This is a genomic window from Acidicapsa dinghuensis (assembly GCF_025685685.1).
Classification (GTDB): Bacteria; Acidobacteriota; Terriglobia; order Terriglobales; family Acidobacteriaceae; genus Acidicapsa; species Acidicapsa dinghuensis.
In genome coordinates this window covers 728,221-743,104 of record NZ_JAGSYH010000001.1, presented here as the reverse complement: position 1 = coordinate 743,104, position 14,884 = coordinate 728,221, and the positions used below count along the sequence as shown (strand labels likewise).

The 14,884-nt window shown below is 56.6% G+C and carries 10 protein-coding genes; 6 read left to right on the top strand and 4 right to left on the bottom strand.

Annotation, left to right across the window (positions count from 1 at the left end):
- Window positions 1–108 precede the first annotated feature (108 nt).
- Window positions 109–2,688 carry a glycoside hydrolase family 31 protein gene (locus tag OHL22_RS02910; RefSeq protein WP_263333002.1) on the bottom strand — a complete coding sequence of 860 codons (2,580 nt, stop codon included), beginning with the start codon at window positions 2,686–2,688 and terminating at the stop codon, window positions 109–111.
- A 165-nt stretch (window positions 2,689–2,853) separates the two neighbouring features.
- On the opposite strand from OHL22_RS02910, the gene OHL22_RS02905 reads away from it, so the two are divergent.
- The 5 genes from OHL22_RS02905 (at window position 2,854) to OHL22_RS02885 (ending at window position 8,229) form a co-directional block, all read left to right on the top strand.
- Entirely contained in the window at window positions 2,854–4,395 is a 1,542-nt protein-coding gene (locus OHL22_RS02905) for a histidine kinase N-terminal 7TM domain-containing diguanylate cyclase (RefSeq protein ID WP_263333000.1), read from the top strand.
- Between the two features lie 129 nt (window positions 4,396–4,524).
- Window positions 4,525–5,274, top strand: a complete 750-nt coding sequence (locus tag OHL22_RS02900) for a YebC/PmpR family DNA-binding transcriptional regulator (RefSeq protein WP_263332997.1) — start codon at window positions 4,525–4,527, stop codon at window positions 5,272–5,274.
- A 134-nt stretch (window positions 5,275–5,408) separates the two neighbouring features.
- Entirely contained in the window at window positions 5,409–6,083 is a 675-nt protein-coding gene (locus tag OHL22_RS02895; RefSeq protein WP_263332995.1) for an acyloxyacyl hydrolase, read from the top strand.
- A gap of 110 nt (window positions 6,084–6,193) precedes the next feature.
- Window positions 6,194–7,111 carry a glutamate formimidoyltransferase gene (gene ftcD, locus OHL22_RS02890; RefSeq protein WP_263332993.1) on the top strand — a complete coding sequence of 306 codons (918 nt, stop codon included), beginning with the start codon at window positions 6,194–6,196 and terminating at the stop codon, window positions 7,109–7,111.
- Between the two features lie 158 nt (window positions 7,112–7,269).
- Window positions 7,270–8,229, top strand: a complete 960-nt coding sequence (locus tag OHL22_RS02885; RefSeq protein WP_263332991.1) for a hypothetical protein — start codon at window positions 7,270–7,272, stop codon at window positions 8,227–8,229.
- A gap of 121 nt (window positions 8,230–8,350) precedes the next feature.
- On the opposite strand, the gene OHL22_RS02880 is transcribed toward OHL22_RS02885, so the two are convergent.
- From OHL22_RS02880 to OHL22_RS02870, 3 genes are all read right to left on the bottom strand, one after another.
- Entirely contained in the window at window positions 8,351–10,243 is a 1,893-nt protein-coding gene (locus OHL22_RS02880; protein WP_263332989.1) for a sensor domain-containing diguanylate cyclase, read from the bottom strand.
- A 536-nt stretch (window positions 10,244–10,779) separates the two neighbouring features.
- A complete protein-coding gene (lpxD, locus tag OHL22_RS02875; RefSeq protein WP_263332986.1) occupies window positions 10,780–11,832 on the bottom strand; it encodes a UDP-3-O-(3-hydroxymyristoyl)glucosamine N-acyltransferase in 1,053 nt (350 codons plus the stop codon).
- Window positions 11,833–11,904: 72 nt separating this feature from the next.
- Window positions 11,905–12,441, bottom strand: coding sequence for a DUF6982 domain-containing protein (locus OHL22_RS02870; RefSeq protein ID WP_263332984.1), 537 nt, complete (start codon window positions 12,439–12,441; stop codon window positions 11,905–11,907).
- Window positions 12,442–12,641: 200 nt separating this feature from the next.
- Here OHL22_RS02870 and OHL22_RS02865 point away from each other — a divergent pair, with 200 nt between their 5' ends.
- Window positions 12,642–14,624 carry a tRNA nucleotidyltransferase/poly(A) polymerase family protein gene (locus OHL22_RS02865; protein ID WP_263332982.1) on the top strand — a complete coding sequence of 661 codons (1,983 nt, stop codon included), beginning with the start codon at window positions 12,642–12,644 and terminating at the stop codon, window positions 14,622–14,624.
- The last annotated feature ends 260 nt before the right edge of the window (window positions 14,625–14,884 follow it).

The window sequence follows — 14,884 nt, the reverse complement described above, 5'->3', positions numbered from 1 at the left end:
GGGCGATGCACTCATAGACCGAGGCCCCTATCGCTCTCGGATCATTAGTCCTGTTAAACGCCGTTCTAAGAAGTGACGGCGTGATCGTTAGGAACGGCTATCCGCGACCTAGTAGATCACGGATAACTCGGCTGCTTTGCCATCGTCTGCGATAACGACGGTCAGCCTATGATGCTCGCTGTCGTAGGCGGCCTGGACTGCTCCTAAGCTACTGGTGGCGCTCGCTGCGGGTTTATCCGCTCCGTAGATTTCTACGTTGAACTGAGTCCACCACGGAGTGTAGCTGCCCTCGCGGGGGCTGATTTTGACGGTGACGCCGGTGGCTGTGCGTTCACAGGAGAACTTGAGGCGCAGGAAGTCGCCCTTCTGGTAGGCATAACTGATGCCATCGTCGAGATAGAGTGAGCCAGAGCATTCGCCACCAGGGCGGGCTGGCGGATAGACGCGCAAGGTAAGAGGACCGGAGGGCTTGATGTCGGTGCTCTCGACCAGCGGCTGGATGGGGATGATCGATCCGGCGCGCGCGAAGACAGGTAGCATGTCGATGCTGGGGTGCAGGTTGATCTGCAGGTCGTTGTCGGGCACGTTGTCATTGCCAACGCGTTGCGCTTCGAGGCCTTTCATGGGAACCTGTTCGCCGGTCCAGAAGTCATACCAGCCTACTGGAGGGAGCACTGCCTGATAATCGTCGCGCATATCCGGATATGGGGATGGAGCGATGAGCAGGTCGGGACCGACGAGAAATTCGTTGTTGGTGTTCAGGTCTAGCGGATGGCGGTCCTTGCTGGCGTTGGGGAATTCGAGGAAGAGCGGGCGCATGATGGGGATGCCGGTGCGGCTCATCTCCTCAGCGGTGGTGTAGAGATAGCTCATCAGACGGTAGCGAGTTTCGATGAAGCGGCGGCGGACGTTGAGGTCTTCGGTGGTGCCGTTTTCCCATGGTTCCTGCGGATAGGTGCCCATGGAGGTGTGGTCGCGATCGATGGGCTGGAATGCAGCGACCTCGATCCATTTGGTAAGCAGGTCGGGCTGCGGTGAGCCAGCGAATCCGCCCACGTCAGCTCCTGCTAGGCCAAAGCCACTAAGGCCGAGATTCATCAACTGCGGGCCGGTCTGACGAAGATGATTCCAGGTGCTGGAGTTATCGCCGGTCCAGGTGGCGGCGTAGCGGTGGCCTCCTGCGTAGCTTGCTCGGGTGAGAACAAAAGGCCGCACGTTGGGATCGAGCTTGCGCAGACCCTCATAGGTGCCGCGTGAGTTTTCCATGCCGAAGACGTTGTGAATTTCGAGATGCGTGGCGGTGCGGGTCTTGAAGCCGGGTTCTTCGATGCGATGCTGGGTGTCATCGGGCATGGTCTTCGAGGCGACCTCAAAGATGGCCGGCTCGTTCATGTCGTTCCAGAAACCAGCGATGCCTTTCTGCACAAAGTCGGAGTAGAGCGTACCCCACCAGTCGCGGCTGGATTTCTGCGTGAAGTCAGGGAAGACTGCAGGGCCTGGCCAGACAACTCCCGTATAGATGGACCCATCGGAATTCTTGACGAAGTGGTCGCCGGCGATGCCTTCGTCATAGGGCTTGTAGTTCTGGTTGGGCTGCTTGGCGATGTGGAGATCGGTAATGAGCACGGTGCGAATGTGTTCGGCGTGCAACTCGCGGATCATGTCGTCGAAATGCGGAAACCGTTTGGGGTCAACAGTAAATGGCCAATACTTGAACTGATAGTCGATATCGAGATAGATGGCATCGGCAGGGATGCGGTCTTCACGGAGCGTGTGGGCGATGCGCTCGACTTCAGATTGCGGGTAATAGCTGTAGCGCGATTGCTGGAAGCCGAGCGTCCACATGGGCGGCAGCGGAACGGTACCGACCAGCCAGGCCCACTCTTCTTCAACCTGCTTGGGAGATGGGCCGTAGAAGATGTAGTAGTCGAGCGGGCCATTGTCGGCTCCGAAGGAGTAGCCGTCGCGAACCTCTTTGTCGAAGTCGAAGGTGGTGCGCCATGTGTTGTCGAGGAAGATGCCGCCGGCGATGCCGTGGCGGAAGGTCATGAACCACGGGATGGATTTGTAGATGGGGTCGGTTGACTCCTGCCAGCCGAAGGCATCGGTGTTCCAGTCGACGAAGGCTTCGTTGCGACGGTCGAGCGGGCCGGGTTTGTCGCCAAGGCCGAAGTAGTGCTCATCCTCAGGTGACTGTTTGTAGACGCGGAAGCTATTGCCGTGAAATTCGATTGGGCGATCGGCGATGTCCTGGACGATGACGTTGCCTTGGGCATCTTTGACCGTCATCAGCAGCGGATTGCGTTCAATGGTCACGACCAGATCACCAGTGCTGAAACCGACTGAGTGTTCATCGCTCTTGTATTCGGTCGGCGACTGCGCGGTACGCGATGCGGCGAGTACGGCCCATGAAGCATCCTCGGGTAGCGTTTCGGTGGCTCCGATGCGAACGCGCAACAGGTCCTTGCGAAGCGCTGTGATCTGCATGATGGCGCTGCCGCTGCGGATTTCAACCCCGTTGGGCAGAGCGTGTGCGTTCGTCACGCGATCGAGTGAGATGTGTCCGGCTGCGGACTCGGCGGCGAAGGATCTGATAGTGAAACCGAAACTAACCAGAACCGGCAGGGTCAACGAAAGTAAATGTACGAAAGACCACGATGCGTATTGAGAGCGCCGACGGAGAAGCAAGGATGGCTCCTGGATGCTAGGTGCAACGATACTCGGGAAGGATACTCCATCCCGTAAGGCATGGGATGATCCGCAGGCTCTTGTCCAACAAAGCAGAGACTCATGTATTCTGCGAAAAAGGAATTCTGCAGTTGGAACCGTTGTGTAGTTGAACCCTAGGAGTGCATGGGTACAGAGGTTGTTGTGCTTGCGCGATTCCTGCTGACGGGGGTCGCCCTTTTACTCGCGTTTCTGGCGTACGTCAGCTGGAGCAGGCGCAAAGATGTTCCAGAGGCGGCTACGTTCGCCGTGCTTGCGCTCAGCATGGCGGTGTACTCGTTCGGGTATGCCGGGGAGCTGGCGCAGACAGCTGTCCCCGCCGCGCGATTCTGGCTCCATATCGAGTATCTGGCTCTTCCGTGGGCTGGCGCGTTGTGGGTGATGGCTGCGTGCAAGCACAATGGCATCAAATCCCGGCCGTTGCTGCTGTTTCTTATTCCTGTCATTACGTTTGTAGGGCATTACACCAACGTTCATAACCTGTTCTATACAGCGCCGATGACGATGGTGCATCGGCCTCCGTTCTGGGTGCTTACGGTGCAACGCGGTCCGCTTTCGCTGCTGGATAACGCATACCTGATGGTCGCGTTCTGCATTGGCGCGTGGATTTATCTCTCCGGGCTGAAGCACGCCTCCTCACTGGTTCGCAGACAGTCGGTAGTGATGGTAATCGGGTCATTTCTGCCGTTTGTCGGCTACTTCACTTACCTCGGCGGCCTCAGCCCATGGGGACTCGACATTACACCGGTGACACTTGGGGTTACATGCCTGGTGATGTATTACGGCATCTTTCACTGCGGCATCTTCAATGTTTCTCCGCTGGCGCGCAACATCATCTTCAACAGCATGCGCGACGCTGTGCTGGTGATGGATACCTACGACCGTCTTCTCGACTTCAACCACGCGGCGCTAGCCATGTTTCCAGTGCTGAACCAGCGCAATCTTGGAACTCCGCTGCTCCCAATGCTGAACTCAGCACCCTTACTGGCTGGCGCGATCATCCGTGGCGACGATAAAGCTGAGATCCAGATCGAATACGCAACAGTGGAGCATTATCTGGTTCGCATCTGGCCTCTTTTTTCCTCTTCTAACCCCGATTCACGGCAGATGGGGCGTGCTGTTGTACTTGCCAACGTAACGGCGCAGGTGCAATTGCGGGAAGAACTACGGAGCCGGGCGGAAACAGATGCGTTGACGGGTATTGCGAACCGGCGTCGCTTTAATCAGGTGCTGCATATCGAATGCACTCGATTCACACGCGGGCATGCGCCATTCTCTTTGTTGATGATTGATCTGGATTACTTCAAGGAGGTCAACGACCGGTACGGACATGCGGCTGGCGATGAGGTGTTGCGGCAAGTCGCGCAGATCCTGCTGGCTACGTTGCGATCTACGGATCTGGTCGCGCGCTACGGCGGTGAGGAGTTTGCTGTACTGCTGACGGAGACGCGGATCCAGGGTGCGATGGTAATCGCTGAGCGTATCCGGGCAGCGGTTGAAGAGCGAGTGATCTCGGCAGACGGGAATGAGATTTCCCTCACATTGAGTATCGGAGTTACGAGTCACACCGAAGAGGATGCCGAGGCTGTTGAGGAGTTGTTGAAGCGCGCCGATGAAGCGCTCTACCGGGCCAAGGCTGCCGGACGCAACTGCGTGGATGCAGGTTAAGCCAGCGTCGCACGGGCTGTGCCCTAAGCCGTGGATGGCAGGCAAGGTGCTATACTCGTTTGGGTTGGGAACGCCCGAGGCATGTCTGCGGCGCACTCACGGATCGTTTACCTGCATTGAGGTTTCGTCATGTCAGGCCATTCAAAATGGGCCACAATTAAGCACAAGAAGGGCGCGCTGGACGCCAAGCGCGGCAAGATCTTTACCCGCCTGATCAAGGAAATTACCGTAGCTGCAAAAGCTGGCGGGGGTGATCCGGATGGCAATCCGCGGCTTCGCAGCGCGATTCTCGCCGCCAAGGCCGAGAACATGCCGGCGGACAACATCAAGCGTGCCGTACAGCGCGGCACCGGCGAGCTTGAGGGCGTGTCGTACGACGAGATTTCGTTCGAAGGATACGGTCCCGGCGGTGTCGCGTTGATTGTCGATACATTGACCGACAACCGCAATCGTACGGTGAGCGAAGTGCGTCACGCATTTTCGAAGAATGGCGGCAATCTTGGCGAGTCTGGCTCGGTGCGCTTTATGTTTTCGAAGAAGGGCGTGATTGGTGTGTCCAAGAGCGCTGCGGACGAAGACACCCTGATGGGCATTGTGCTGGAGCAGGGTGGAGAAGACCTGAGCGACGAGGGCGAGAACTGGGAGCTCCTGACTGATCCCGGCGCGTACGAAAAAGTGCTGGAAGCGGTGAAGGCAGCCGGAATTCCCACCGAGTATAGCGAGGTGACGATGGTGGCCTCGACCTATACGAAACTTGAGGGCTCGACCGCGAATCAAATGATCCGTCTGCTGGATGCGTTGGAGGATCTCGACGACGTGCAGAATGTCTACTCCAACTTCGATATGGACGCCGCGCAGCTTGAGGAGGCGGCAAAGTAGGATCGGTCGCAATCGAATCGCGAAGGCCGCCGGCGCATGGCGGCCTTTTTGCTGAAAGAATGTAAGAAGAATCGTACAAGAAAGCTGAGCATAAGCTCGGTGTCTTGCCAAAGAGGTTTGAGAGGGAAGCCAACTTGCTCAAGAATAAGAAACACATATTGGCGATAGTGCTGGTGGCCGTTTTTGCTGCATCGATTGTGAGAGCGGAGACTCCCGCGCCGCGCAAATGGGAGTATGGGCCGTTTGTGAATTACGGAAATGGGGTCGGCGACAGGTCGGATTATCACTTCGTATGGGCTGGTTTTCAGGCAGGCCGAGTGATTTCGCCGATGGTACATGCCGGCCCTTTCACCGGTCGGTTTGAATTTGGTGCGAACGTGATGCCGTTTTGGCAGGCGTATACGCCATCGCCTTACACCAAGGTGGTGACAAATGGCGATACTCAGACCGTCGAGCAGTACGGTGGTGGAACATTCCGGGGCGTCAGCCTTACGCCGGTGATCTTCCGCTGGAACTTTGGCCGTGAGGATCGCCGCGTCCTGCCGTGGTTCCAGGCGCAAGGTGGCGTAATTTACACCACGCATAAGTTTCCGCCGGACCTGGAAGTGCCGCATGGAACGCCTGGTGGTACCTCGGTCTTCAATTTCCGCTCGGGCGCGGCGGTAGGTTGGCATTACTTCACGCAGCCGCAGAGATCGATTGATTTTTCAGTGAATGCAGAGCATATTTCATCTGCCTCACTTGGAGATCGCAATCCGGGCGTGAATGCCACGGTTCAGGTGCAAGTCGGCTACACTTGGTGGAAATAAGCATTCAAAAACGGTACTCGGTTTTCCGGTTAGAAATACGCTGGCCGGGCTTCGCTGAACCGTCATTGCGGTGCCGTTGCCGAGCGTCTTGATAAGAGAAAGTGAATAGGATGGATGGACCTGTTGTAGCGTGTGTACCCAACTTCTCGGAGGGTGTTGACGAAAGCTGCGTTCGGGCAATCGTGAGTGCCATGCGGGTGGATGGGGTGCGTCTGCTGGACTGGTCTATGGATAGCGATCACAACCGGTCGGTGATTACTGTCGCCGGTCCTCCGGCAGCGATTCTTGAGGCCGCGATACGCGCCGTGGGGCAGGCTGCAAAAACAATCGATCTGACAAAGCAGACGGGCGTTCACCCGCGCATCGGTGCTGCCGACGTGATTCCATTTGTGCCGGTCTCGCAGGTTTCGTTGGATCAGTGCGCGCTGCTTGCCCGGCAGGCGGGTGCTGAGATTTGGAAGCGGCATGGTGTCCCGGTGTACTTCTATGAGGCAGCGGCTGCTCGCCCCGACCGAGCGAATCTGGAAGATGTTCGCAGGGGACAGTTTGAAGAATTGCAGAAGCTGGTGCGACAGGATGCGAAGCGGCGACCGGATGTGGGCGGTCCCGATCTGCATCCGACGGCTGGAGCATGTGCGGTGGGAGCGCGTAAGTTTTTGGTGGCGTATAACTTATACTTCGACTCGACCGATGTGGCGATCGTCCGGGCGATCGCCAAGGAACTGCGCGCTTCTTCCGGCGGCATGAAGGGCGTGAAAGCGCTTGGGGTATTGGCGCACGGCCGCGCCCAGTTGACGATGAATATCACCGATCTGCAGGCGACGCCGGTTTCAGCGGTTTATGCACAGGTGTTGCGATTGGCGGACCGGCACAAGACGGAGCCGGTGGAGGCCGAGGTAATCGGCATTCTGCCGCGGATGGCATTTGAGCAGGACAGCGAGTGGATGCGTCTATTACCTGAGTTCGATGCGGCCACAAAGGTGTTGGAGAATCGTCTTGAAGCTCCGCAGGAGTGGCCGGAGGACTGAAGTCACGAATTTTTCGAAAATCTGGAGCAGTTTTTCGCTATTTTGCGCGTTTAACAAAGAGAGGCTCTGCCACGAGAGCGCTCAGTTGTGCCGATTTGGCACCTGGAGCGCGGGTAGTTCTGGCGTGACGAGCCGTAGTTTGAGAGGATTGTAAAGGAATGAAGGCTGGTAAGACATTGTTGTTTAAGGTTGCCCCGGTTGCGCTGATAGCCGCTTCGATGCCTGGTTTTGCAGCGCAGTTATCTTCGGATGCGCGCACGGCAATTCCGCATGATGTGCAGCAAATGGTAGTGATCGATTATCGAATCATGCAGAATTCGCCTACCGCGATGCAGCTTCGCGGGCAGGTGATGCCACCGGAGCTGAAGCAGCTTGAAGACGCGCTGCGCAAGTTCGGCCTGGACGAAAACGCCGATGTGGAGCAATTGGCATTTGTGCTGTATCGGACAGGCAAGAGCAGCGACAATCTGGAAACCGTCGGCATTGCCCAGGGACAGTTTCCGGTGGACGATGTGCTTGCGAACTTGAAGAAACAGCGTATCAAGCCGACTCTCTGGCGCACCAACAAGATCTATCCAATGGGAAAAACCGGCATGAGCGTGGTTTTCGTGGATGAGTCTACGCTGGTCTTCGGGTCTTCCGGTTCGGTGAAGACTGCTATGGATGTACGCGATGGCCTGGCTCCTGGGCTGCTATCGAATGGTCAGGTCATGGACTCCATGCGCAGCGTGGACAATGAACCGCTGTGGAGCGTTCTCGACGAAAAGGGAACGCAGACCATGATGAAGCAGGTACTGGGCGAGGCTGGTTCCGTAGCCGACTTCGACACGGTCAAGAAGCGCATGGTCGCCAGCTACTACACGATGGATTTTCAGCACGGCGTGAAGTTCGATATGTCGGTGGTGACCGGTGATAACTTTGCCGCCGCCACGGTCTCTTCACTGCTCAACGCTGCCATTCTCTACAAGAAGATGAGCGGCACGGACATTGAGAAGCAGGCGCTTGCCGATACCAGCATCAGTTCCGATGCGGGGCGGCTGGATGTGCATTTCGCCAGCAGTGACGACCAGTTCAACACCATCCTCAAATCGCCCATGTTCCAGAGCATGGTGCGGTAACGCAATTTTGGAATCGGGCCCGGCGTAGTTGCCGGGCCTTTTGCTTTTCTTCGGGCAATATCCAAAGGCGTAGCTATGACCGCCGTGGAAATGGAGCGAGTCTGATTTGTCTTTCTCTGTCTTATCCGTTCCCGTGTTCTTCCTGGCGCACCTCGTGCACTTCAACAGGCAACTCGATGGTTTCGAGGCGCGACGGAACTCCTGCCACGACAACCCGGTTGCGTCCGCGTCCTTTGGCGCGATAGAGCGCCTGATCGGCAGCTTCAATCAGATCCTGAGGAGATTTGCCGCGCTGCGGCACGATGGTAGCGCAGCCGATCGACACCGTCACGATTCCAGGCGCATTGCCTTCGTGGGGTAAACGCCGATTGCGCACGGCCTGGCAGATATCTTCCGCCACGGCTTTCGCTCCCATGTCATCTGTGCCGGGCAGCACCACCGCAAATTCTTCGCCGCCATATCTCGCGACCAGATCTCCGGGGCGAAGGACCACATCCAGTGCAGCCTCGGCGATTTGCTTCAGACAGCTATCGCCCCGGACGTGTCCGTAAGTATCGTTGTAGCGTTTGAAATGATCGGCGTCGATCAACAGCAATGAGACTTTTTCCCCGTCCCGCAGGGCACGGCGCCATTCCGTAGCCAGCGACTCATCAAAGCGCCGCCGGTTCGAGATTCCCGTTAAAGCGTCCACGACGACCAGCGATTCCATCGCTCGGTACGCGGATTGGAGATTCTCCTCGGAACGCTTGCGCTCAGTGATGTCGCGTACTAGATTTAGAAAGCCGATCGGGATGCCTGTTCCGGGATCGCGATAGACGCGCAGACTGCCCTCGACCCAGATGTATTCACCATCTCTGCGGCGCGTGCGGTATTCAAGAGTGCCGCCTTCAGACCCTGCCCGCAGAGCGCGCATGGCCATCTCAAACTCGGAAATATCCGAGGGATGAATCAGCTCACGGATCTCCCTGTTCGCCAGCTCGCGCGGCTCCCATCCAGTGAGGAGCCGGACTCCAGGCGAGATGTAATTCTGCATGCCATCGAGATCGCCGAGGATGATCGCATCTCGCGAGTTATCAACGACAAGCCTGTGCAAAGCAGCGATTTTGCGCAGCTCGCTCTGGGTCTTGCGCAGATTGCCAAAGACAACCGAGATGGCATAGAGGGTAAACATCAATGCAGCGAGATAAAGCTGTAGAATCGCCGCTTTCCACTGATGCCCGATATGGGGTGCGGCGCCGATCGGGCCGCGCCCATGTACCGTGTACCATGAGCCGATGACTGCCACGGCCAGGGTCGAAAGCGCAGCCCATCCCAGGTCAATCTGCATCAGCACCAGAACAAGAAATGGAAAGACAACAAAGAGAAGAGGGGCACTTGCGATCTGGAAGGAAATCACGGTTACCGCCAGCAGCATTACCAGATAGAGCCACTTTTTACGCAGCAGGTAGGCGTTGCGCATGCGGTTTTCCAGAATAGCGACAATTGTGGGCGTCACTACCGCAATGCCCAGTCCGTCGCCGCTGATCCAACCAAGAATCGTGTTCAGAAAATCTTCATGGTTCGCAAGATGCCTGAAGATACCAAATGGAATGGCCGCGATAGACGGCCCAAGCAGGCAAGCCAGACCAATAAAGCGGAAGACAAAACCGCCATCCGTGAAGTGAGGCAGTTCCGTGGATTTGCGCTTGAGGAGAAGTGCGCCTACAAGGATCTCAAGAACATTGAGCGCGTTGTATATCAGGCTCATGCCCGGTGTTTCGCCTATGAAAATGCTGCCCAGAAACATAGATGCGAAGGCGACAGCAAGATATTGGGGCCAGCGCCAACGGGGTGCGAGCAGCAGATACGCAAGAACCAGTCCGTTGGAGAGCCAGATGATATTGGCGCCGGTCGGTGTTCGGTCGAAGCTGGCGACCCAGAGGATAGACAGCATGACCGTGAGAAAGATGCCCGCCAGCCTCAAGGCAAAGGCGTGCGTGTGCCACCATCGCGTTGTTGCAGCATTGGTTGGCACCTGATTCCTCCTGAAGAAGCTACTTAACTCTGCATCCACCCGTTTCGCCTTCGCCAATATCCGCATGGCGCGTTGCCGGCAGAGGAGCGTCGCAACGGCACCTGCCGAATAGCCATTACACGCTCGTGGATGCAACTCTTTGTTTTGTTTCTATTATGAAGCAGGTTTTAAGTTTGTCTTGAACTCAGTTTTGCCCCCCGGAAGAAGACGGATCGTGATTGTTCCATATTGGCCGTCCGAGAGCTTCGGACCGCTGGAGTGAGAGCTTCCTCCACTGCCGTAGGCGTACGCTATTTTGATCGGCCCGGAACCTTGAATCTGGAACCGATATTGCATGGCTGATCCTGCTGCGATACTGTCCGCGCCAAAACTGGCACTGGGGTAATCCACTTCCAATTGGCGGACAGATTCCCCAGATTGGTTTTCGATACGAGCGTCGACCCACTTACCATTCCATGAACTTCGGCATCCGGATACGGTGCACAAGGATAGGAATAAAAGCGAAGTCCAAAAGCCAGATCGAGGTATCTTCAGCTTCAATTCGCCTCCTTTCCCGGAGTGGAGGTAACGGTTTCCGTATTTTCAGAGGTCAAACGTTTCTCCAATTTATTGATTCGGCGCAACATATCTGGAAGGCGCTCCAGTGCGGCCATGGCTCGCAGCCAGGTTCGGTTGTCGAAGGCCGGCGATCCGGAAAGCATTTTGCCGGCGGGTACGTCGTGAGAAACGCCCGACTGTGCAGTGAGAATCACGCCATCCCCGAGAGTGCAGTGACCGGCGACTCCGGCCTGTCCAGCCAGAATCGCATTGGCGCCGACAACCGACGAGCCCGCCAGACCGGCCTGGGCGCATACCAAAGTGTCTTTTCCCACCTTGGAACCGTGCCCTATCTGGACGAGGTTGTCGATCTTTGCCCCATCGGCTATTTCGGTTTCCCCGACAGTCGCCCGGTCGATGCAGGCATTTGCCTGAACGTCAACATGGCTGCCGATTCGAACCGGTCCGGATTGGGGGATCTTTTGCCAGCGCCCGTGATTGTCCTTGGCGAACCCGAATCCGTCGGCCCCAACCACTACCCCGTTTTCGAGGGTTACATGGTCGCCTAGAGTGCAGTATTCGCGAACCACGGAATGAGCGTGAGCGAAGAAGTGATCGCCGACGGTGACACCGGGATAGAGAACCACATGGGAAAGGATCGTAGCATCGTCGCCAATACGAGCCCCGGGCCCTATCACCGCGTAGGCTCCGATGTGAGCGCGTTGGCCAACAATCGCTGTGGAATCGACGACTGCCGTGGGATGGATGCCGGGAGCGTAAGCCGGCGGTTGATAGAAGAAGCCAAGCGCCTGTGCGAATGCCAGATAGGGATTGGCAAGACGCAGGGTGGAAACCGAAACCTCGGGAAAGTCTGGATTTACGAGGACGGCCGCAGCCTGGGTTTTATGGACCAGAGCCGCATATTTAGGATTGACTATAAAAGTGATTTCGGAAGGACCTGCTTCTTCAATGCCTCGAACACCGGAGATTTCAATGTCGCCATCTCCGCGTAATTCCGCGCCAAGTCTGACGGCTAAGTCTGCCAACGTCATGCAAGCGATTGTAATGGACTGATGGATTGTCCGTGCGGTTGGCCAGCGTATCCAGCACTTATGCTGCTGAGCTTATTCGGAGCTGGAGTCTTCGGAGCTGGAGTCGACAAGGAACAAACCTGGCTGGTCCATTGTAGTTCGATGGCGAGGAGCGGATGGTTGCATTACTCCCAGAATGGTCAGATCGCGGATCGCAGAGTTTGGGATAAAGACGCGCTGCGTGTTGGAGCGGGTGTCTGGTGGCGTGAGCATCAACCCGCTGCCATCGATCAGCGAGCGGTCGTTGGCCGCCACCCCTTCCAATTCGTCGCCATCTTCAAGCGTGAGCCGTAGCCATATCCCTGCCAGCCGGGGGCGGCTTAGAAAGCGACGGCGCAAAAGCCGCTCGGGCGAAGGTGCGTCGGAACCGGAGCGCCAGCCTTCACCAGAGCCTGCTTCCCGCACGTAGCAGACCCATTTGATCTCTGGCCATGCAATCTGCATCAACTTGCCTGACGGAAGCAGTAATTCCATGTTGCGTGTCTGAGTCGAGGGGGTAGCATCAGCGTAACCGGCGCACCAGTCGCGGGACAACTTACGCACGATCACGGGTTTACGTGCAGAACTCACTCAAGATGGATTCTCGCATGGTGCCACGATGAATCCGGTGCGTAAACCTGTGGGATGTAGCCAAGCTGGTTACGGTGTGATAGTGTACTTGGGTTGCACGCCGTAATGCTATCTTTTCTAACCGTTGTCGCATCAGATATTTGAACCAGATTTGATGCAGAAGGTGCTCCTGAAGCGAGCGCAAAAACAGGGAACAGGGAATGCCAGACTATATTTATTTGCTGGAAAACCGCCTCGCAGCGGCACAGCAAAACGCCTTACGTACTGTACGGGATCTGGCGCGTGATGCGCAGATGACCGTTTTCCTCGTTGGTGACGCGGTACGCGACCTGACCAGCGGGACTTCCGTTCGCGGCCTGGAGTTGGTCGTCCATGGAAACGCGCTTGCCTTGAAATCCGCCATTACAAAAGCTGGCGGCCAAATCTGGGGAGAAGATGCAGAGTCGCGCACTCTGTTTCTCTGTTTTCCCGGAAATGTTCGGCTGGATCTGACCAGTGCAAGCCGAGCCGATTATCCAAAGCCGGGAAAGCCGGTGTATCACTGGACCAGCATTCAGGAACATCTACGGAATCGCGACTTCACCGTAAATGCCATGGCGATCTCCCTCAATGAGGGCTCTTACGGATTGCTCATGGATCCCGCCAACGGCGTGGCCGATATAGAAGCCCGCTTGTTGAGACTCGTCACTAATTACGGGTTTCTCAACAATCCTGCGCTGATGATTCGGGCAACTCGTCTTAAGGTTCGGCTTGGATTTGAACTGGAAGAACGCACGCAGCTCCGCTACGAAAACGCCAAGAACGAAGAGGTCATCGAGTATCTGAGCGATCTGGAGCGTGGACATGAGCTTGTGCAGATTGGCTACGAAGAAGATCCGCTCAAGGTTATGCAGGCTCTTGAAGCTGAGGGCTGGATGCAGAAACTCTTTGCTCTTTGGACCTCAGCCAAGGCCGACGTCGACAAACTGAAGGCCCTTCATGATTTCTCTGTCGAGTTACAGGTGCAGGGCGTGCATCCCGATATGTCTGCGGCCCAGATGCAACTGTTGACTGCGAAACTTGCGGCAAAGGATCTGGCCGAGCTAAAGAAGAAGTTGCTGCCTCATGGCTTCGTCGAACATTGGAATGCACTAGATAGCGATGCAGCGGCGTTTGCGAAGGTTCTGCTGGCAAAGGATAACGCTGCACCTTCCGCAGCCTACAAGCTCTTCATGAGCTATCCGGCTGAAGCTGTTCTCTGGCTTGGCTTTACCAGCAAACAAGCCGCAGTGAAGGAAAAGTACGAGAACTTCCTCAAGGAGTGGCCTCAGGCCAGACAGCGCGTGCCATATGCGCTCATGGTCGAGATGCGTATTACGCCTGATTTGCCTGGCCATGAGGATCTTGTGAAGACCATCTTCCTGCAGTTGATCGATGGTGGCCTAACGACGCCAGAAGAAATGCGTGCTCTGCTTGAGCCATATTCTCCGCCAGCACCGCCTCCTCCTGTCACGATCAAGCGGACGCGTGGCAAGCGTGGAGATGCTAAGAAGATCCAACTCGACGAGGATGAGGAGTCTGAGTCGGGCGATGAGGACGAGGACGAAGACGGCGATGAGGATCTCGACGGCCTCGATCTGGGTGGTGATGATATTGAGCTGGGTGGAGACGAGGGGGGCACAGTCGTACCGGGTGCCGAGGACGAAGAAGATGATGTCTTCGCTCGTGACTCGGTAGGTGCCGGCGCTCTCGAATCAGATAGTGATGAAGACGATCTCGACGAAGACGATGATGGCGAGTCAGACGATGAGCCTCCAACCCGTGGTCGTAAAGGCGCGGCAAAAAAGGCGGCAAAAGTCACCGCGCGATCGGAATCTCGTCGTGACGGATCGACGGCAATGGGCGCTGGTCTGAAGGCTCTGGCTATGAAGCTTGATCTTGAAGAGCCCAGCAATCCTGCCGATTTGGATGAAGCCGATCCTGTACTTGAGGCGGATGATGAGCCGGAAGATAAACCGGCTCGCAAGTCCGCGGTTAAGGGCAAACCGGCGAAGACAGCCGCCAAGCCAGCACCTGCTAAACCAGCACCCGCGAAAGCTCCAGTAAAGGCCGCTGCAAAGCCAGCGGCCAAGCACGTCAAGGCTCCTGCCAAGGCGCCCGCTAAGGCGACAAAGTCCGCGGCGAAATCTGCAAAGAAACGGTAGGCTGAATCCAGGTCTGCGTGCGTTGTACCTCAGCATTTCCGAGGCCGGTTTACAGGCTTTGTATTGTTGATTCCGCCGTTGTTTGCCCTTTGCGATGCTCTACACCCTTGAGCTGGCCGGCATGCTGGCAGACATATTCCCAGGCGCGGGATAAATCCGGCTGATGGGCACGAGGTAATCCAAGCCGCGATTGTTAAGCGCTGGAATTCTGATTGATTGCTGCTAAAAAAAACACCGTGAAGAATAGAGCAGGAGCGCCT

Coding starts and splice junctions, on each gene's coding strand:
- OHL22_RS02900 (WP_263332997.1), top strand. CDS start 4,525: ATGTCAGGCCATTCAAAATGGGCCACAATTAAGCACAAGAAGGGCGCG.
- ftcD (WP_263332993.1), top strand. CDS start 6,194: ATGGATGGACCTGTTGTAGCGTGTGTACCCAACTTCTCGGAGGGTGTT.
- OHL22_RS02905 (WP_263333000.1), top strand. CDS start 2,854: ATGGGTACAGAGGTTGTTGTGCTTGCGCGATTCCTGCTGACGGGGGTC.
- OHL22_RS02885 (WP_263332991.1), top strand. CDS start 7,270: ATGAAGGCTGGTAAGACATTGTTGTTTAAGGTTGCCCCGGTTGCGCTG.
- OHL22_RS02865 (WP_263332982.1), top strand. CDS start 12,642: ATGCCAGACTATATTTATTTGCTGGAAAACCGCCTCGCAGCGGCACAG.
- lpxD (WP_263332986.1), bottom strand. CDS start 11,832: ATGACGTTGGCAGACTTAGCCGTCAGACTTGGCGCGGAATTACGCGGA.